Origin of the sequence: Streptomyces sp. S.PNR 29 (genome assembly GCF_030386795.1) — a bacterium.
GTDB lineage: Bacteria > Actinomycetota > Actinomycetes > Streptomycetales > Streptomycetaceae > Streptomyces.
The window spans coordinates 234,585-252,206 of sequence record NZ_JANUQM010000009.1 but is presented as its reverse complement, the minus strand read 5'-3'; the positions used below and the strand labels follow the sequence as shown (position 1 = coordinate 252,206).

15 protein-coding genes and 3 pseudogenes are annotated in these 17,622 nt (G+C 68.5%); 9 read left to right on the top strand and 9 right to left on the bottom strand.

What is annotated here, in order from left to right:
• Positions 1 to 30 precede the first annotated feature (30 nt).
• Positions 31 to 873 carry an NmrA family NAD(P)-binding protein gene (locus NW895_RS24590; protein ID WP_289938091.1) on the bottom strand — a complete coding sequence of 281 codons (843 nt, stop codon included), beginning with the start codon at positions 871 to 873 and terminating at the stop codon, positions 31 to 33.
• A 64-nt stretch (positions 874 to 937) separates the two neighbouring features.
• Here NW895_RS24590 and NW895_RS24585 point away from each other — a divergent pair, with 64 nt between their 5' ends.
• The gene (locus NW895_RS24585) at positions 938 to 1,291 is read left to right on the top strand and encodes a helix-turn-helix domain-containing protein (protein ID WP_289938090.1); all 354 of its coding nucleotides are present in this window, start codon (positions 938 to 940) and stop codon (positions 1,289 to 1,291) included.
• Between the two features lie 17 nt (positions 1,292 to 1,308).
• Here NW895_RS24585 and NW895_RS24580 read toward each other — a convergent pair whose 3' ends face one another.
• The 6 genes from NW895_RS24580 to NW895_RS24555 form a co-directional block, all read right to left on the bottom strand.
• Positions 1,309 to 2,775, bottom strand: coding sequence for a polysaccharide deacetylase family protein (locus tag NW895_RS24580; protein ID WP_289938089.1), 1,467 nt, complete (start codon positions 2,773 to 2,775; stop codon positions 1,309 to 1,311).
• Between the two features lie 278 nt (positions 2,776 to 3,053).
• Complete coding sequence (locus NW895_RS24575) at positions 3,054 to 5,102, bottom strand: RICIN domain-containing protein (RefSeq protein WP_289938088.1); 2,049 nt, start codon at positions 5,100 to 5,102, stop codon at positions 3,054 to 3,056.
• A 132-nt stretch (positions 5,103 to 5,234) separates the two neighbouring features.
• Positions 5,235 to 6,137, bottom strand: coding sequence for a carbohydrate ABC transporter permease (locus tag NW895_RS24570; protein WP_289938087.1), 903 nt, complete (start codon positions 6,135 to 6,137; stop codon positions 5,235 to 5,237).
• The gene (locus tag NW895_RS24565) at positions 6,134 to 7,132 is read right to left on the bottom strand and encodes a sugar ABC transporter permease (RefSeq protein WP_289938086.1); all 999 of its coding nucleotides are present in this window, start codon (positions 7,130 to 7,132) and stop codon (positions 6,134 to 6,136) included. Before NW895_RS24565 ends, NW895_RS24570 begins: the two co-directional genes overlap by 4 nt.
• Positions 7,133 to 7,193: 61 nt before the next feature.
• The gene (locus tag NW895_RS24560; protein ID WP_289938084.1) at positions 7,194 to 8,516 is read right to left on the bottom strand and encodes an extracellular solute-binding protein; all 1,323 of its coding nucleotides are present in this window, start codon (positions 8,514 to 8,516) and stop codon (positions 7,194 to 7,196) included.
• A gap of 80 nt (positions 8,517 to 8,596) precedes the next feature.
• Positions 8,597 to 10,162: an alpha-L-arabinofuranosidase C-terminal domain-containing protein gene (locus tag NW895_RS24555; protein ID WP_289938083.1), complete on the bottom strand. Its 1,566-nt coding sequence runs from the start codon at positions 10,160 to 10,162 to the stop codon at positions 8,597 to 8,599.
• 267 nt (positions 10,163 to 10,429) lie between these two features.
• Here NW895_RS24555 and NW895_RS24550 point away from each other — a divergent pair, with 267 nt between their 5' ends.
• From NW895_RS24550 to NW895_RS24540, 3 genes are all read left to right on the top strand, one after another.
• Positions 10,430 to 11,440 carry a LacI family DNA-binding transcriptional regulator gene (locus tag NW895_RS24550; RefSeq protein ID WP_289938082.1) on the top strand — a complete coding sequence of 337 codons (1,011 nt, stop codon included), beginning with the start codon at positions 10,430 to 10,432 and terminating at the stop codon, positions 11,438 to 11,440.
• A 44-nt stretch (positions 11,441 to 11,484) separates the two neighbouring features.
• The gene (locus NW895_RS41255; protein WP_354670108.1) at positions 11,485 to 11,937 is read left to right on the top strand and encodes a nuclear transport factor 2 family protein; all 453 of its coding nucleotides are present in this window, start codon (positions 11,485 to 11,487) and stop codon (positions 11,935 to 11,937) included.
• Positions 11,938 to 12,069: 132 nt separating this feature from the next.
• Positions 12,070 to 12,465: a nuclear transport factor 2 family protein gene (locus tag NW895_RS24540; RefSeq protein ID WP_289938080.1), complete on the top strand. Its 396-nt coding sequence runs from the start codon at positions 12,070 to 12,072 to the stop codon at positions 12,463 to 12,465.
• An 86-nt stretch (positions 12,466 to 12,551) separates the two neighbouring features.
• On the opposite strand, the pseudogene NW895_RS24535 reads toward NW895_RS24540, so the two are convergent.
• A pseudogene (locus NW895_RS24535) lies at positions 12,552 to 12,737 on the bottom strand (cytochrome P450); the annotation flags it as partial.
• 84 nt (positions 12,738 to 12,821) lie between these two features.
• On the opposite strand from NW895_RS24535, the gene NW895_RS24530 reads away from it, so the two are divergent.
• Positions 12,822 to 13,400 (top strand): polysaccharide deacetylase family protein, encoded by a 579-nt coding sequence (locus tag NW895_RS24530; protein WP_354670106.1) that lies wholly within the window; start codon positions 12,822 to 12,824, stop codon positions 13,398 to 13,400.
• A 49-nt stretch (positions 13,401 to 13,449) separates the two neighbouring features.
• Here NW895_RS24530 and NW895_RS24525 read toward each other — a convergent pair whose 3' ends face one another.
• Positions 13,450 to 13,818, bottom strand: a complete 369-nt coding sequence (locus NW895_RS24525) for a helix-turn-helix domain-containing protein (protein WP_289938077.1) — start codon at positions 13,816 to 13,818, stop codon at positions 13,450 to 13,452.
• Between the two features lie 450 nt (positions 13,819 to 14,268).
• Between NW895_RS24525 and NW895_RS24520 the strand changes: the two are divergent.
• The 4 genes and pseudogenes from NW895_RS24520 to NW895_RS24505 all read left to right on the top strand — a co-directional run.
• A pseudogene (locus NW895_RS24520) lies at positions 14,269 to 14,385 on the top strand (ABC transporter ATP-binding protein); the annotation flags it as partial.
• Positions 14,385 to 15,031 (top strand): annotated as a pseudogene (locus NW895_RS24515) (ABC transporter substrate-binding protein); the annotation flags it as partial. The pseudogenes NW895_RS24520 and NW895_RS24515, both read left to right, overlap by 1 nt.
• An 85-nt stretch (positions 15,032 to 15,116) precedes the next feature.
• Positions 15,117 to 15,575: a MarR family transcriptional regulator gene (locus tag NW895_RS24510; protein WP_289938075.1), complete on the top strand. Its 459-nt coding sequence runs from the start codon at positions 15,117 to 15,119 to the stop codon at positions 15,573 to 15,575.
• Positions 15,575 to 17,617, top strand: coding sequence for a hypothetical protein (locus tag NW895_RS24505; RefSeq protein WP_289938073.1), 2,043 nt, complete (start codon positions 15,575 to 15,577; stop codon positions 17,615 to 17,617). The genes NW895_RS24510 and NW895_RS24505 overlap by 1 nt, the downstream gene beginning before the upstream one ends.
• The last annotated feature ends 5 nt before the right edge of the window (positions 17,618 to 17,622 follow it).

The following is a 17,622-nucleotide window of genomic DNA, read 5'->3' as shown; positions in this document are numbered from 1 at the left end:
GAGAGAGGTCCTCCAAGCACTGCCGGTGTGTCACAGACCCATGTCCTCCAGCCACTGCGTCGTCGTCCGGGGCGTGATGTCCAGCAGCTTCTGGGCGGAGTTCTCCGGCGCGATCGAGCGGCCCGGCATCGCGCTCATGGCCCGGTACGCCTCCGCGATACCGGCTGCGGGGCCTTCGCCGATCAGGGGGGCCACGGACGTGCGGAACTCATCAGGGCTGATCGGCCCGAAGGCCACGTCCCGCCCGAGCCGGGCGGCGAACGCCTCGGCCAGGTCAGGCCCGGTGATCGCCGGATACTGCCCGACTCCGACCACCCCGGTGACGTCCGGCCGCTCGAACAGGGCGACCGCGACGTCGGCGATGTCCAGGTGCGACGCCCAGGAGACGGGGAAGTCGGCGCGGATCGGGTAGGGCAGTACGCCTCGTTCCCGGACGGAATCGATGACGTACGGCATGAGCAGGTTCTCCAGGTACAGCTCCGGGGCGATCACCGCATGGGACACCCCGCTGTCCGCCAGGCCCGCGGCCAGCGTCGCGGCGGCGCCGCCGATGGCGGGGTCGATCGGGAAACCGCTGGTGGAGAACACCACACAGGCCGGCCTGGCGGTACGGACAGCGGCGAGGATGTTGTTCGCGAAGGCCAGGCGGTTCTCCTCCGCGCCCACCGGCAGGTGGACGAAGACACCGTCGGCGCCGCGGTAGGCATCGGTCAGGTCGGTGACGGAGGAGTAGCTCGCGGCCACGACGCGCGCGCCGTCCACGACGGCGTCCGTGTTGCGGGTCACGGCGGTCACGGACTTGCCCTCTGCGGCGAGAGCGGCGACGACATGGGCGCCTTGGGCGCCGGTGGCGCCATGGATCACGTAGGTCATGCGAGCTATTAGTGCACACGATGCACCGGTTACATCAACTGCACTAATGCGTTACTCTCAAAAAGTGACCGATCCCTGTCTTCCCGAGTGCGGTGTGGCCCGGTTCCTCACCCTCCTCAACGGCCCCTGGGCCACCCTCATCGTGCGCGAGCTCCTCAAGGGCCCACACCGTTTCACCGAACTGCGCCAGGCTCTGCCCGGCATCAGCCCCCACACCCTGACCAGTCGGCTGCGCCAGTTCGAGACCCACGGCATCGTCACCCGCACCACGTACGCGGAGATCCCCCCGCGCGTCGAGTACCGCCTCACCCCCCTCGGCGATGGCCTGCGCGACGTTCTCGAGGCCATGGCGACCTGGGCCGAGTCGGTCCCTGTCCCGGAGGCCGGGTCTTCGGTCCCCGCTCGAGAGGACGGGTGAGCGACGGCAAGCGCCGGTCATAGGGTCGCGCGCAGGTGGCTGACCGTGACGAAGTGGTAGCCGCGGGCGGTGAGGGTGCGCAGGATCTCGGGGACGGCGGCGACCGAGGTGGGGTGGATGTCGTGGATCAGGACGACGTCGTTCGGGGCGGCCTGGGAGACGACGGTCTGCGAGACCTTCGCCGGGTCGTGGTGCTTCCAGTCCAGGGTGTCCATGTCCCACAGAACGGGGGAGAGGCTGGTGGCCGCCTTGACCTTGCCGTCGATCGCGCCGTACGGCGGGCGGAACAGCGTCGGCTCCTTGCCCGTGGCGTCCTTGATCGCCGCGCTGGTGCGCTCCAGCTGGGAGCGGACCTGGGCGGAAGTGAGGTTGGTGAGGACCGGGTGGTTCCAGGAGTGGTTGGCTATCTCGTGCCCTGACTTCATCTCGGCGCGGACGATGTCCGGGTATGCGGCGACGTTCTGACCGACGACGAAGAAGGTGGCCCGCGCCTTGTACTGGGCGAGGTACTTGAGCAGCGTTCCTGTCTCGGGGGCGGCAGGGCCGTCGTCGAAGGTCAGGGCGATGCACTTCACCTTGGAGCAGTCCGTGGTGTCCTCGCCCGGGTCCGGCTGGGCGGCGACGGTAGGGGCAGGCGTGTGCGCGGCACCGAGGTCGAGCTTGTCGTCCGGGTCGGTGGTCTGCTTCTGGGCGCGGCTGCCGAAGTCGGACAGCCACGGGGTGACGGTCGCCTTGGGGAGGGTGACGGAGATGCGGCCGGCCGGGGGGACGCCGACCGTGCCCCGGTCGAAGTCCACCTTCAGATCGCCGTCGGCGGTGAAGGCCATGTCGTCCAGGTAGGTGTCGCGGTACTCCCGGTCGCCGAGCGACGCCTCGATGGTGTCGGGGGTGACGCCCTCCTGCTTCTCGAGCCGCTTCTTCAGGGCCGCGACGAAGGCGTCCCGGGAGTCGTCGGCGATGAGGGCGGGGGACGGCCGGTAGTTCTTGGCGGCACCGTCGTACCAGTACGCCCTGGTGTCCACGCCGTCCGCGTTCGACGTACGGTCGACCGTCGCCAGACGGACGCCGAGTACGTCGCCGGAGGCCACGAGGAACGAGAAGCTGACGTTCAGCTCCGGCGCCTCCGGGCCAGCCGCTCCGGCCGAGCCGCCGCAGTTCGGTGGGCCGCCGATGTCCGTGCCGAGGAAGACCGCGAGGCGTCCCTCCACGTCCTTCTTCATCGCGGCCGTCATCTTGCCGGCGCCGGGGACGTCCGGGTAGCTCGTGGCCCAGGGGCAGGAGCGGTCGGTGCTGCTGTCACTGACGATGTTCACGCCCTTGAGCTTGGTCAAGTCGACCTGGGGGCCGGTGTCGTTCCCTCCGGTCCGGGACGGGCCGTCCGGGGAGGGCGCGGTGTCCGCCGGCGGTGAGCCGGTGGAGCAGGCGGCCGTCAGTGCGAGCGAGCCGAGCAGGAGGAGAGCAGGGGCGAGGGCGCGTCTGGGCATGCGGGAAACCTGGGTGAGTGAGGTGCCTGGGGTGTGCGAGGCACGGGCTGTCAAGGCGCTACGGCGTCCCGCTGCGATGCCTTGCGTGGGGCAAGGGCTTTCTCGTCGCCGGGTCAAGCTAAGTTTTCGGCCGGTCTCCGGCAATCTCCGTCGTCCTCCGCCGGCCCAAATGTGACCAGCCTCTCTGGCGGGCACCGCGGAAGTTGCTGCTGATGCCGGAAGCCCGCTGCCGTGGCCCCGGCGCGGCAGGTGCCGAGGCCACGGTCAGGGGAGCCGGGTCAGTTGATCCGGACGATCTTCCAGAGCTGGCTGTCGTTCGCCGTCCCTGTGGACTGGACGATCAGCGCGCCGTTGGCGGTGGAGGCCGAGGCCACGTCCGCCACCAGGCCGCTGTTCGTGTTGACGAGCTTGTAGTAGCCGCCGCCCGCGTCGGTCAGGGTCCACTGTTGCGAGGTCGCGCCGGAGGACGTGTTCTGTATGACGGCCGCCCCGGCGGCGTTGGAAGAACCGTTCACGTCCAGGAACAGATTGCTGCGGACGTTCTTCATCTTCCACGCCCCGCTGCCGGCGGACTGGAAGGTCCACATCTGGCAGTTGCAGGCGGTGTTCACCCACTGGCCGGCCTGCGCGCCTACGGCGGTGGTGGCGCCCGGCATCTCCAGGAACTTGCCGCTGTTCTTGTTGACCAGGACGTACTGGCCGGTGCCCAGCGGCGGCAGGGCGACCTGGGTCAGGTTCCAGCGCTGGCAGTCACAGCCGGTGGAGCCCCACTGGTCGGCCGCCTGCCCCACGGTGGTGGAGGCGTTGGGGATCTCCAGGTACTTGCCGGTGAGCCGGTTGACGGCGGTGAAGCCGCCCGCCGGGTCCGGGGCCACGGCCCATTCGTGGTCGAGGGTGCCGTTGTCGTCCCACTGCAGGATCTTCGCCCCGTCCCCGGGCCACTGGTCCTTCACGCCCAGGACCTTGCCGGTGGCCACGTTGAAGATCTTGAAGTAGCCGGACGGCTGGAGATCGAACCGCCACTGCTGGTCGGTGGCGTTGTCGGCGTTCTGCTGGGTGGCGAACGTGCCGTTGGTCGGGGAGCCGCCCGCGATGGCCAGCTTCAGACCGCTGTGGGCGTTGGACATGGTGTAGGTGGCGCCGTCGGAGATGCCACCCGTCAGGTCGATGGTGCCGTAGGTGACCGGGTTCTGGGTGGTGTTGAGGTAGCCGCCGCTGAAGACCTCCAGGCTGTGGCCGTCGGCCAGCGGGACCATGGCGCGGGTGTAACCGCCGGGGACGGTGGAGGCGATGCGGGTCCAGGCGTTCGCGGCGCCGTTCTGGGTGTTGAGGAAGAGGTCGGTGCTGCTGTAGGCGGAGACCGCGAGGGTGCCGTTGGGGCCGCCGGTGGGCAGCCAGGTGATGTACGGGGAACTGGAGGGGACGTATCCGTCGGTGGCCCGCAGCACCTGGCCCGGGGCGGAGCCGAAGCCCTCGGGGTCGGAGGAGATCTTGTAGTAGACGGCGAAGTTCTTCTCTGGTGCGCCGCCGTACTCGTACGTCATCACGTAGTTGCCGTTGGGCAGCTTGGCGACCACCGGCATGCCCGGGCGGTCGGTGTACCTCGGGTAGGCCACGTCGTCGACGACCGGGCCCCAGTTGATGCCGTCCGTGGTGGTCTGGTGGACCATCTTCTGGCCGTGGGCGGGGTCGCGCTGGTCGGAGTAGTAGACGATGAGCTTGTTGCCGGAGACCAACAGGAACGGCTCCCACACGGGGGTCTCACCGTTGTTGGGCACGCCCTTGCCGCCCTTGGCTATCTCGCTGACGAACGACCAGGTGGCGCCGCGGTCGGTGCTGGCGTACAGGTCCAGCTCGGTCGAAGACAGGTCGGCAGGGAGGGAGTTGCCCGCGCAGAAGATCGTGCCGGCCGGGAAGTTGCCGATCTGGGTGGGCAGTTCGAACAGCTGCGGCTGGTAGCGCAGCCCGTAGCCGTTGTGGGTGTCGGCGATGCTGGAGATCTGGGTCCAGCTGTTGCCGTTGTCCGTGCTGCGGTAGATCGGAAAGACCGGGGTGCCGGACGTGTACTGCTCGAAGGTGGCCAGCAAGGTGCCGTTGGACGCGCCGTTGTGCTCCAGGCGGATCGCCCGCGGGTAGAGCGAGCCCTGGGCGGGAGAGTTGGGAGGCGGGGTGTACATGGTCTGCGTGGCCCGGGCGATGGCGTCGGCCTTGCCGGCGGTGGGAACGACGAGCGCCACGGCTGCCGCGAGCACGGCGAGCAGCAGTATGAGGACTCGGGAACGGGGAACGGCGCCGGGTCTGGCGCCTTCCGGTAGGGCGGAGAACATGTGCGGCTCCCTCGTGAACCTTGATAGGGGCAGGGGAAGGTGGTGCTGAGGGCGCGCCGCTCCCGAAACGGCATGGGGAGGGTAAGCGACGGGTGCCTGAGGGGAGGGGGTGGCTGCTTGGTGAACCGTGGACTACTTGAGGCTTCCGACGGTCAGACCGCCGCGCCAGTACCGCTGGAGGAGGAGGAACGCTACGATCAGCGGCAGGATCGCCACCAGGGAGCCGGCGACCACGAGGGTGAACAGTGCGTTGGCGCCGGACTGGATCAGGGCTCCCTGGTACCAGGACTGCAGGCCGACGGTGAGCGGGAAGAGCTTGTCGTTGTTGAGCATCACCAGCGGCAGGAAGAAGTTGTTCCAGGTGCCGACCATGGAGAACAGCAGCACCGTGACCAGGGCGGGCTTGAGCGTGGGCAGCACCACGGAGTACAGGACGCGTAGTTCGCCCGCTCCGTCGACGCGGGCGGCTTCCAGCAGCTCGTCCGGTACCGACTGCTGCACGTACACCCGCATCAGGTAGACGCCGAACGGGTTGAGCAGGGACGGCAGGATGACCGCCCACATGGTGTTGGTCAGCGCCACCTTGCTCAGCAGCAGATAGGTGGGGATGGCCAGCGCGGTCGCCGGGACCATGATGGCGCCCAGCAGGCTGGAGAAGAGCAGGTTCCGGCCCGGGAAGCGGTACTTGGCGAAGGCGTACCCGGCGAGGGTGGCCACGGCGGTGGCGCCCGCCCCGCTGACGCCCGCGTAGACGGCGGTGTTGCCCATCCAGCGCAGGTACTCGCCGTCGTTGTAGGTGAACAGCTGCCGGAGGTTGGTGAAGAAGGAGCCCGGCGAGTGGAACCACAGGGCGGCGGTGGAGAACAAGGCGTCGTTGTTCTTCGTGGCCGCGACAAAGAGCCACCAGAACGGCAGCAGGAAGTACAGGATCATCGCCACCATCACCGCGTTGACGGTGACCCGCCCCTTGGATGCGGACACCTTGCGTCGCCGGTGACGGATGGCGGGAACGGCAGAGGCCGCGGCGGTGGTCACTTCAGTCCGCTCCTTTTGCGCGTGGCGAACAGGAAGAGGTAGGAGCCGATGAAGACCACCGCTCCGAGTGAGAAGGAGATGGCGGCGGAGTAGTTGAACTCCGAGTACTGGAAGGCGAGGTTGTAGGCGTACAGGTTGGGCGGGTAGTCGGGGGTGATCACCGAGGAGGCGGTCGGCTCCAGTACGCGGGGCTCGGTGAAGAACTGCAGGGTGCCGATGATGGTGAACATCAGGGCGAGGACGATCGCGGAGGAGATCATCGGGATCTTGATACGCAGGGCCGTCTGAACACGGCTCGCCCCGTCCATCCGCGCCGCCTCGTACACCTCGCGGGGCAGGCCCTGCAGGGCGGCGTACAGGACGATCATGTTGTAGCCGGTCCATTGCCAGGTCACGATGTTGCCGAGCGAGGTCAGCATCAGACCGTGTCCCAGCAGGTCGACCTTCCCCAACCCGAGGGCGCTGCTCAGGGTGTTCACCGGGCCGAAGGTGGGGCTGTAGAGGAAGCCCCACATCAGGGCGCCGATCACCGCGGGGACGGCGTAGGGCATGAACAGGGTCAACCGGAAGACTTTGGCTAGACGGCTGGTGACCTCGTCGATGATCAGGGCCGCGATGAGGGCGAGCACCAGCATCACTGGGATCTGCACCAGGCCGAAGACGATCACGCGGCGCACGCCGGACAGGAACTGCGGGTCGGTGAAGGTTTGTTTGTAGTTGGCGAACCAGCTGAAGTGGTCACCGCCGACCAGGGTGGAGGTCCGCAGGCTCAGCCAGAACGCGTAGCCGAGCGGCGCCACAAGGAAGACCAGGAAGAGCAGGCCGAACGGGGTGACCAGGAGCAGACCCATCGCCTTGTACCGGATGAGGGAGCTTCGTCGCATGGCGTGCCGTCCCGGATTCCCGTCGGCCGCGGGGACGTCGCGGCCGACGGGAACCGGTGTACTGGTGGCCGCGCCCGCAGCGGTGGAGGAACCCTGTCTGAGCAGGCTCATCAGCATCTCCTTGTGTTGCGGGGTGCGGCTACGGGCTGACCTTGAATCCCTGCTTGTCCGCTTAGGAGGTCACCTGCTCGTGGAGGGTGTCGGCCACGGACGACCACGGCAGGGCACCTCGGATCGCCTTGCCCACCAAGGTTGTCTGGGTGTTGTAGGCGTAGTCCTGGAAGGGGCTCCAGTCGAACGTCCCGATGTTGTTCGCGGCGGGCACGAACACCTTGTTCACCTGCTGACCGCCGAAAAATTCGTACTTCTTGTTCTGGAAGTACGGTCCATTCAGGACAGAGTTGACGGTCGGGAAGAGGTACGCCTGGTCGATGCCGACCTTCCAGGCGGCCTCGGACTCGCCGAAGATTTCGCGGGCGACCTGGGTGGCCTCCTTGGGGTGCTTGGTCTGCGAGGTCACCGCGAAGGTCGAACCGCCCCAGTCGCCTTGGTCGTTGCCGCCCTTGGTCCACTGCGGCAGCGGGGCGACGCGCCACTTGCCCGCGGTCTTCTTGGCCACGCTCTGCAGGTAGCCGGGGCCCCAGCCGGCGGCGATGTAGGTGGCGTACTTGCCGCTGGTGAGGCCGTTGTAGAAGTCGGTGGTCGCGTAGGAGGAGGTGTCGACCAGCTTGTTCTTGATCAAGTCGCCCCAGTAGTCGTACACCTTCTTGGCGCCGGCGTCGTTGAGCTTCACTCCGATGTTCGGCAGCTTGCTCGGCGCGTAGGTGTACGGGCGGGATCCGGCCTGCCACATCAGGCCCTGCAGCCAGCCCGCGGCCGTCTCGTCGCTGCCGAAGTCGGTGAGGTACGCCTTCGGGTCGGCGGCGCGCAGCTTGGCCGCCTCCTCCTTGAACTCCGCCCAGGTGGTGGGCACCTTCAGCTTGTACTTCTTGAAGAGGTCCTCCCGGTACATCATCGCCATCGGTCCGCCGTCGACCGGGATGGCGTAGACGTGGTCGCCGTCGGAGACCTGCTTCCACGCCCAGTCGACGTACTTGCCCTTGTCCTCGTTCGCGCCGTACTTGCTGATGTCGAGCAGGCCCTTGCTGACCTGGATGGTCGGCAGCTCCTGGAACTCGAGCATGACGACGTCCGGAGCGCCCGTGCCGGCCTTCAGCGCCGTCTTGAGTTTGGTGTACTCGTCCTGGCCGACACCGGCCTGCACCCAGTCGACCTTGATGTTCTTGTGGGTCCTGTTGAACTCGTCCACGACCGGCTTGAACTGCGGGTACCAGGCCCACACCTTGATGTGCACGGGGCCGTCCGACGCGGCGTCGCTGCCGCCGCCGGTGCCGGAACCGCATGCGGCGAGGAGTACGCCGGCGAGGGCGGCGGAGGCCGCGGTGGTCGCGGACCTGTGGAACGAGCGGGATCTTCTTGGGGAGGGTGAGGACATGGGTGTTCTCCGTGAGTGAGGTGCTGGGAGCGAGGCGGTGAGAGAGGCAGCCGGGGATGCGTCAGGAAGCTGTGGTTGCGTCAGGAGGTCTTGTGCCATCCGGCAGTGGACAGGCGCCAGTCGCCGCTCAGCATGCGGCCGGCGTCCACGTCCCCTTCGCAGTGGTGGAAGGGGAGCTCGATGTGGCACATGGTCAGGGAGTGCGGTGGCAGGACGCAGCGTCCTGACCGGAACTCCACCTTCGTCGCCCGGGGAGTGACGGCATCGGGCCGGTCCACGTCGTTGTAGGCGTCCCCGTCGGGTCCGTCGAGCACCGTCGCCGGATAACTGCCGTCGACCGAATGCCCCGAGACCCGCACGTCACAGGCGACCGAGGCGGCCGGATCCCGGTTGACCAGGGCCAGGGTGATGCGCGACTTCGACGCGTCCAGGGTGGCCAGCGAGTCGACGACCGGGACACCGGCGCCGTCGAGCTCCGGCGATGTGCCATGGCTGTCGAGGACGCGTTCGCCGAGCAGGCCCGCGTACATCGCCATGACGTGGAACGTGCTGCGCTTGACGATGCCTTCGGGGTGGACGAAGAGTGGGCCGCGGGTGTTGATGCTGGGCGCGATGTTGGCCATCTTGACCACGTCGCCCCGGCGCAGGCACGCGTTGAAGAAGCCGGCCGAGAACAGGGCGTCGGCCATGGTGTAGGTGCTGTTGTCCTCGTTCAGCTCCCGGGCGTTGATGGCGGCTTCGCTGGTGCCCAGAGGGTGGTGCCAGCCGCGCAGGTTCCACTCGTCGAACGCGATGCTCACCTTCCCGGTCAGCGAGGCCGCGCCGATGATGTCGATCGTGTGCTGGATCTCGCGCTGCGGATCGAGGGAGCGGCCGATGGCGGTCAGGTAGGGGCTGGGCTCGTTGACGTCGTGCAGCTTGTCCCAGTAGCCGTGGATGGACACCATGTCCAGGTACCGGCCGGCCTCCCGCAGCAACGGCAGGGTCCAGTCGAGGTCGGCGCGGGCCGCGGTGAGCAGGACGGCGGACTCGTCGACGCGGAGCATCATCTTGGCCGACTCGCGGACGAGCATCGCCCATTCCTCGGAGGTCTTGGCGCCCATCTCCCAGTCGCCGTAGTTCTCGTTGCCGATGCTCCAATACGGCACGGCAAGCGGCTCCGGGTGGCCGTTGGCCGCGCGCAGGTCGCTCCAGTGGCCGTTGCCCTGGGGGAGGTTGCAGTACTCGACCCAGTCGCTCATCTCCTCGGCGGTGCCGGTTCCCGCGTTGGTGCAGATGTAGGGGGCGGCTCCGATCGCCTCGCACCAGGCGACGAACTCATGCGTGCCGAAGGTGTTGGGGTCGGTGACCCGCCACGCCTTGTCGTAGTGCGGCCGGCGCGTGGGGCCCACTCCGTCGAGCCAGTGGTAGCTGGAGACGAAGCAGCCGCCCGGCCAGCGCACCACCGGCGGCCTGAGCTCGCGCATCGCCTCGATGACGTCCTCGCGGAACCCGCGCTCGTCGCTCAGTGGCGAACCGGGGGCGAACAGGCCGCCGTAGATCTGGCGGTGGAAGTGCTCGATGAAGTGCCCGAAGACGTTCCGGGAGTAGGCGATGCCCGGGTGCGTCAGGGACACGTCGACGACCGCGGCGGTCTCTTGCGGCATGGTGCTTCCTTCCTCGGAGGACTTCCGAGTCGAGGCGGCGGGCTCAGAGCGGCCCGGTGCGCAGAAGCTAGAACCGTTGGCCACTCGTTCGCAAGACATGTGCAGTCTATTTTCGAGAACAGGATCGGAACGTTCCGGCTCTTGTTCGTGTCAGGTTTGCTTCAACGGTGGTAGCCTGTGCGCACCGTGACACCGACACTCTGAGCGGATAGGTGCATGACTGAGGCCCGGACTGCGCGGACGGGGAAGTCCGTCACCCTGCGAGACGTGGCAGAGGCGGCAGGTGTACCGCTGTCCTCGGTCTCCCTCGTGCTGAACGGCAAGCCGGGCGTGTCCGAGGCCCGCAGGCAGAGGATTCTCGAAGCCGTCGAAACGCTGCAGTACGTGCCCACGCGCAAGCCGGCGGCCAAGGAGCCGGGCCGGGTTGTGGGCCTGGTGATGGAGGCCCTCTCGCCGGCCGCCGCGCAGGACGGGTTCATGGCGGAGGTCGTCTCGGGGGTCGAAGACGGGCTGCGTGGCCGGGGGATGCAGATGCTCCTGCACCTGTACCGCCCCGACGACGACCCGATCTCGGACCTGCGCTCACTGATGGGGCGGGATGTCGACGGCGTTATCGTCGCCAACGGTGGTGACGTGGACGAGGCCGCGATCGAACGCATCCTCGCCACCGGCGTACCCGTCGTGCTCCTGGAGAACTACCTCGATCTCGACACCGACATCCATGCGGTCGTCGCGGACAACTTCACCGCCGGCTACCGCTGCACCCAGCACCTCCTGGAGCTGGGACACCGGCGGATCGGCATGCTCGTCGGCTCCCCGCGCTACGTCAGCCTCACCGACCGGCGACGCGGCTACCAGGCCGCGCTGCTGGAGGCGGGGATCATCCCCTCCACCGAACTGATGCCTCCGCAGGAGCCGGGCAGCGAGGTGAAGGGCTACCAGCAGATGAAGCAGCTGCTGGAGCTGCCCGAGCCGCCCACCGCCGTGTACGCGGTCAGCGACAAGAGCGCCATGGGCGCCTACCGGGCCATCGCCGAGGCCGGCCTGAAGATCCCCGAGGACATCTCCGTCGTCGGCACCGACGACGTGCTGCAGAGCGCCCTGCTGTCGCCGCCGCTCACCACGTTCGTCGTGCCGAAGTTCGAACTCGGCAGAGTCGCCGCCCAGGCCATGCACGCCCTGCTCGACAACCCCTCTGCGGCCGCCTCCCGCACCGTTCTGCATGGCCGCATCGCTCACCGCGACTCCACAGCCCTACCGGCGACACCGCAAAACTGAAATGTGACGTGCGTCACTCCACCTCATTGGTTACGTTGAGGTGACTGGTTACCGATGGTGAGTATAGGGGCTCAGCAGGAGGGAATTCACCGAAGGAGAGGGGCCGACCATGGGGTCCACCACTGCACTCAGGATCGCCCGGCAGTACGCCGACGCGGTGTCGGCCAAGGACTTCGCCACGGTCACCGGCTTGTTCGCCGAGGGCATCGCGTGGCACCAGCCGGGCGACAACGCACCGTGGTGCGGCCGCGATCGGCGAGATGTTCGGCGGCATGATGACGGTCACCGAGGGGACGTTCCAGCTGGAGTCGACCGCGGAGCCCATGGCGAACGGCGCGCTGGTCGCGGTCCCCGTCCGCTTCTCGGCCCGGCGTGAGGGCGTCGAGATGGGGATGCACGGCGTCGACCTGCTGAGGATCGAGGGCGAGCGGATCGCCGAGGTGTGGCTCTTCTCGGCGGGCCAGCTGGGTGAGGACGAGTTCTGGGGCAGTGCCTGAGCCCGGGTCGGTCGAAACGCATGGGCTGCCGTCCGTGCGGCCCAGTCGGCGCGCGTACCTCGCGCCTCCCTCCAAACCTGTAACAGCGAATTCGTGTTGCCCCTGTGCCAGGGGCGAAAGGAGCAAGTAGCCATGACCAGCAAGAACATCGACATCGTGCGGGAGTACTTCCAGGCCGTGCAGCAGGGCGACCTGGGCAAGGTGGGGGAGCTGCTGGACGAGGGGGTCGTCTGGCACCAGCCGGGCGCCAACCGGTTCTCCGGTGAGCACAAGGGCCGCGACGCCGTCTTCGCGATGCTCGGCGGGATGATGGAGGCCAGTCAGGGCTCCTTCGCCATCGACTCGGTCCACGCCCTCATGGACAACGGTGACACGGTGGCCGCCTCGATCCACTTCGCGGGCCGGCGTGAGGACGCGTCCATGAGCATGGAGGGCGTGGATGTCCTGCGCCTGCGAGACGGGAAGATCGTCGAGGTGTGGCTGTTCTCCGGTGACCAGGTGGCCGAGGACGCCTTCTGGGGACAGTAGGCAGTCCACCGGACCACCGGTCTACGGTCTTGCAGGCGGAAGCCGTCCGGCACGGAAGTGCTGTGCCGGACGGCGCGCCGTGCGTGTTACCAGGTGACCGGCAGTTCCCGCGGGACCATACCGCCCGGGCGGAACTTCAGCTCTTCCGCCGGTACCGCGAGGCGGAGCCCCGGCAGCCGGCGCAGCAGCGCGGGGAGTGCGGTCCGGAGTTCCACCCCCCGGCCGAGGTTCTGGCCGAGGCACTGGTGGATGCCGTAGCCGAGGGCGACGTGCCCGAGGGCCGGGAGGGGGTGGATGTCGCCACCCTGGCCAGCACCTTCTCCGACCCGCAGCAGCGCACCGCCGTCCTGGAAGGCATGGCTTTCACCGCCGACGGCGGGTTGAGGGTGGAATTCGACCGCGGTGATGTGGGTGTGCCCGCCTCCGGTTCCTACAGGGTGGCGCTCTCCAAGGAGACGATCACTCCATGGCTGTCCGCGTTCGGACAGCGCGCCCAACGGCAGACGATGAACCCCAGCGGCCCGCTCGACCTGGGCGCGACCCACACCCCCAGCACGCCCGTCCCCACCCACACCGTCTCCGGCGACGACGACACCGACTGCAAGAAGGTCAACCCCGACATCGTCCGTGCCGCGGCGAAGGCAGGCCATGAGGTCGGCAACCACTCCTGGAACCACCCCGACCTCACCCGGCTCACCCCGCAGCAGATCGCCTCCCAGATCAACCGCACCAGCGCGGCCATCATGGCCGCCACCGGCAAGGCCCCGACCGTCTTCCGACCGCCCTACGGCGCCATCAACCGGGTCGTCCGGAGCGCGACGACCCTCTCGCCCGTGCTGTGGGACATGGACACCGAGGACTGGAAGTACCGCGACCCCGCCAGGGTCGCGCGGACCGTCATCTCCAGGACGCAGCGCAACGACGTCGTGTGCTGACTTCACCTGATTCCGGCGAGGACGCCCCGGCGTTCACGCCGGGGAGGAATCACTGGTGGGCGTCGTAGCTCTCGCGCGCCGCGAGCACTTCGGTGATGTGCTCCTCGGCCCAGAGGCCGAGTGCCTGAAGCGGGGCGTGCAGGGTGCGCCCCAGTGGGGTCAGCTCGTATTCCACCCTGGGTGGGACCTCGGCGTACACGTGCCGGGTGACGAGTCCGTCGCGTTCTAGGTCCCGGAGTGTCTCGGTGAGGACCTTGGCGCTGATGCCGTCGACGGTGGTGCGCAGGTCGCGGAAGCGCAGGCGGCCGGCGCTGAGGGCGATGACCACCATCGCCGTCCATTTGTTGGCTATGCGGGCGAGCGAGGTGCGGGACGGGCAGGTGGCCGTCATGACATCGAAGGCCGGGTGCTGTGGCATGCGTCGCATCCTCATTGGTTACGTTCAGGCGACTAGTTACCCATTGTGAGTATAGGACTCCAACAGGCGGTTCTCGACTGGACCCGGAACTCCGGACTCGGTCGATGAGAATCGATCACGGAGCCCACCACCACGCTTGCCGTCGCCCACCGCTTCTCCGGCAGCCACCGCGGCGGGGCGACGGTGCCAATTAGGCCGAGGAGACCGGGGACGTCGGGCAGCGGGGGCGGTCGGGGATGCGCCGCGCGTGCCGGAGCGGCCTTTCGCGGTGCTCGTGGCCGGGGCGGCAGCCCCGGCCGGCCGCGCCGAAGCAGTCTGCCGGGCATCGGGCGGTACGGCGCCGCCCCGGGCGTCGGCGGCCCGGTGGACCATACTTCGGCTCAGCGACACCACACCGGGCACAGCAGCCAGCTTCTCCGCCTGCCCGCCGGTGAGTTCGGCCGAGGACCCCTGAGCAAGACCATCGTCTTCGTCACCCACGACATCGACGAGGCCGTACGGCTGGGCGACCAGATCGCGATCTTCCGTACCGGCGGCCACCTCGTCCAGTGCGCCTCACCCACCGAATCACCATCGGCACCGCCAACTTCACTGAGAACCAGGTGCTCGGTTACCTCTACGCCGCCGTGCTGGACGCGGCCGGCGTGAAGAACGCCCTCACCATCGCGCTGCCCAACGGCCTCCAGGTACTGCCGTACGGCATGGCCGAGGACTCGGACGCCTTCGTCGTCACCGGGAGACGGCCGAGAAGTACGGCCTGACCTCACTGGCCGATCTGAAGAAGCAGAACGGCAAGCTCGTCCTCGGCGCCGCACCCGAGGTGAAGAAGCGGGAGGTCGGCGTCGTGGGCCTCAAGGCGGTCTACGGCGTGGAGTTCAAGGAGTTCAAGTCCCTCGACTCCTCCGGACCGCTGGTCAAGGGTGCCCTGAAGAAGGGCGATGTCGACGTGGCCAACCTGTTCACCACGGACACCGACATCCAGGCCAACCACTGGGTGGTCCTGACCGACCCCAAGAACCTCATCCCCGGCCAGCACGTCGTCCCCCTCATCGCCGACCGCAAGGCCGACTCCACGGTCCGCAAGGCCCTCGCCCGCCTCGGCAACGCCCTGACCACCGCCCAGCTGACCGAGCTGAACCGACAGGTGGACAAGGACAAGAAGGACCCGCAGGACGTGGCGAACGCGTACGCGAAGCAGCACGGGCTGGCTTGAAGGCCCTGAACCGGCAGTCATCCCACAGACACGATCGGTCCATGGATATCATTAACCAATTCGTTGGAAGAATGTTCTGTGGAAGATGACTGTGGTGGATCTGAAGCTGGTGTTCCACGACCTGGTGCAGTTGGAGATCGAGCTGTGGAACGCCGTCGACGCGCGGCTGCGTGCCGAATGCGACCTCCAGCTCACGTGGTTCGAGGTGATGCAACTGCTGGCGCGGCGCTCGGCGTGCCGGATCCAGGACGTGGCGGAGGAGTTCGGGATCACGGTCGGCGGCACCAGCAAGGTGGTCGACCGTATCGAGGCCGCCGGTTACTGCCGGCGGCGCGCCAATCCGAACGACCGGCGCTCGTCGCTCATCGAGCTCACGCCCGAGGGACGTCGCCTGGTGGACAGAGCCATGGAGGTCTTCGAGGCCGAGCTCGTCACACGGATCGGTTCCGTGCTCCCTGAGCAGGATTTGGAGACGTTCGCCGCCACGCTGAGCGCGCTACGGGCGGCCGGGCGTGCGGTGAGTGCACGTCAGGAGTCGGCGTAGTGGTACGGGGTGTTGCCGTTCCGGAGGTCCTCGCCTTCGGTTCGGGTCACGTCGTCCTCGATGCTGTCACCGGCGCCCCCCTGCAATTCGTCGACGAGCAGAACCGGGACCGCCGGTTCCTGCTGGATCCCGGCGCCACCGCGTGGCACTCGGTCGAGCACCAGTGGGGTTCGGGACACCTGGTCACGGACCGGGGCGGCGCCCGCTGGCACACACCCGCCGAACTGCGGATGGCGGACGGGGCGATCGAGGCCGTGCACACGCCTCTGCCCGGGGTCCGCGTGAAGGTACGGCGCTCCGTACACGGCGGCCTGCTGCACGAGCGGTACTCGGTCGTCAACACCGGCCAGGAGGCGCTCACGATCACCGGTCTGGGCATCCAGACGCCGTTCGCCGACCTGTACGACGGCGCGGAGCGCTCCCTCGACCGGGCGGTGCATGCGCACGTGTTCACCGGCGGGACCTGGGCGTGGGTGCTGGCGCAGCCGATGTCGGGGGAGGGGCGGTGCCTGGGGCTGATCATGCGGGAGGGGGCGCTACGGGCGTACGCGGTCGAGTCGCGCAACCAGAACTCGCTGTCCGACGCACGCGGTCACCTGGTGCTGCTGGTCACCGACCAGGCCCGCAATCCGGAGGCGTTCGGCGGTCAGCCGGTGCTGCGTCTGGCGCCGGAGGAGTCGGCGACCGTGGCATGGGAGCTGGGCTGGTACGGGGCGGTCGCGGACTTCACCGCCGCGACCAGGCCGCCGGCCGTCTTCTCGGCCTACGCCGCCGAGACCGGGCAGCCGATCACCGTCGACGCGTCCTCGGTGAGCAGCCCGGATCCCGGGGTGACGGTGGAGCGCGATACGGACGGCCGCCACCAGGTCACAGCTTCCCGGCACGGCACGTACACGCTCGACCTCGGTGACGGGGCCCGTACCGAGGTCCTGTTCCACCTGCCGCTGGAGGAGGTCGTACGACGCCGGGCGGCCTACATAACCCGCCATCAGCGGGCCCGCGAACGGCCCGGCCTGCTCGCCCACGCCTTCGTGCCGGTGGACACCCGGACCGGTCTCACCCAGTCGACCAACGGCTGGTCGGACTGGACGGACGGCTCCGAGCGGATCGCCATGCCGCTGCTGCTCCAGGCCGCCGCCGCCCGTGGCCTGGCCGACCCGGAGGAGACCGAACCCCTGCTGGACGGCTGGGCCCGCTTCGCCCGCAGCCATCTGCTGGACGAGACCGCCGCCCCACGCCGCGGCTCCCAGAACTGGCACACGGGGCCCCGGCTGTACGACACCCCTTGGCTGGCCCACTTCTTCCACGACCGGCACCGCGCCCACGGCCGGCCGGAGGACCTCGACCTCGCCGCCCGCATCATCGAGCGCGGCTTCGAACTCGGCGGTGCCACGCACCTGTCCATCTGCCTGTCCCCGACGACGCTGGCCGTCTGCGACAGCCTGGACACCACCGGGCAGGAAGACCGCACCAAGAGACTACGAGACCAACTGGTCGACAGTGCGCGGCAGTTCGCCCGCATGGGCAGGCGACTGCCCGCCCACGAGGTGGCCTACGAGCAGTCCATCGTGGCTCCCCTGCTGGATCTCCTCGTCGACGCCCACACCCTGACCGGGGACCCCGCCTTCCACGACGCGGTGGCCGAACGGCTGCCGTGGCTGCTGGCCTTCGGCGGCCCGCAACCCCACGTCCGCCTGCACGGCATAGCGATCCGCCACTGGGACGGCTACTGGTTCGGCGCTCACCGCCTGTGGGGAGACGTCTTCCCCCACTACTGGAGCACCCTGACCGCCACCACCCTCCTGCGCCTCCCGGCCACGCTGCGCACGGAAGGCACCGACCGGCTCGCCGAGGCGATCCTGCGTGCCAACATGGCCAACTACCGCGAGGACGGCTCCGCCACCTGCGCCTTCGTCCTGCCCTCGACCGTCGACGGCCGCCCCGCGCACACGGCCGACCCGCTCGCCAACGACCAGGACTGGCACCTGGTGCTGTGGCTGCGGGCACAGGAACAGGCCGAGTGGCCTCCGGCGGCGAGGTGAGCTCG

What these genes read in the sequence shown, in the direction of transcription:
- NW895_RS24590 (WP_289938091.1), bottom strand. Translation starts at nt 873, where the DNA reads ATGACCTACGTGATCCATGGCGCCACCGGCGCCCAAGGCGCCCATGTC.
- NW895_RS24580 (WP_289938089.1), bottom strand. Translation starts at nt 2,775, where the DNA reads ATGCCCAGACGCGCCCTCGCCCCTGCTCTCCTCCTGCTCGGCTCGCTC.
- NW895_RS24575 (WP_289938088.1), bottom strand. Translation starts at nt 5,102, where the DNA reads ATGTTCTCCGCCCTACCGGAAGGCGCCAGACCCGGCGCCGTTCCCCGT.
- NW895_RS24565 (WP_289938086.1), bottom strand. Translation starts at nt 7,132, where the DNA reads ATGAGCCTGCTCAGACAGGGTTCCTCCACCGCTGCGGGCGCGGCCACC.
- NW895_RS24560 (WP_289938084.1), bottom strand. Translation starts at nt 8,516, where the DNA reads ATGTCCTCACCCTCCCCAAGAAGATCCCGCTCGTTCCACAGGTCCGCG.
- NW895_RS24555 (WP_289938083.1), bottom strand. Translation starts at nt 10,162, where the DNA reads ATGCCGCAAGAGACCGCCGCGGTCGTCGACGTGTCCCTGACGCACCCG.
- NW895_RS24540 (WP_289938080.1), top strand. Translation starts at nt 12,070, where the DNA reads ATGACCAGCAAGAACATCGACATCGTGCGGGAGTACTTCCAGGCCGTG.
- NW895_RS24530 (WP_354670106.1), top strand. Translation starts at nt 12,822, where the DNA reads ATGGCTTTCACCGCCGACGGCGGGTTGAGGGTGGAATTCGACCGCGGT.
- NW895_RS24525 (WP_289938077.1), bottom strand. Translation starts at nt 13,818, where the DNA reads ATGCCACAGCACCCGGCCTTCGATGTCATGACGGCCACCTGCCCGTCC.
- NW895_RS24510 (WP_289938075.1), top strand. Translation starts at nt 15,117, where the DNA reads ATGACTGTGGTGGATCTGAAGCTGGTGTTCCACGACCTGGTGCAGTTG.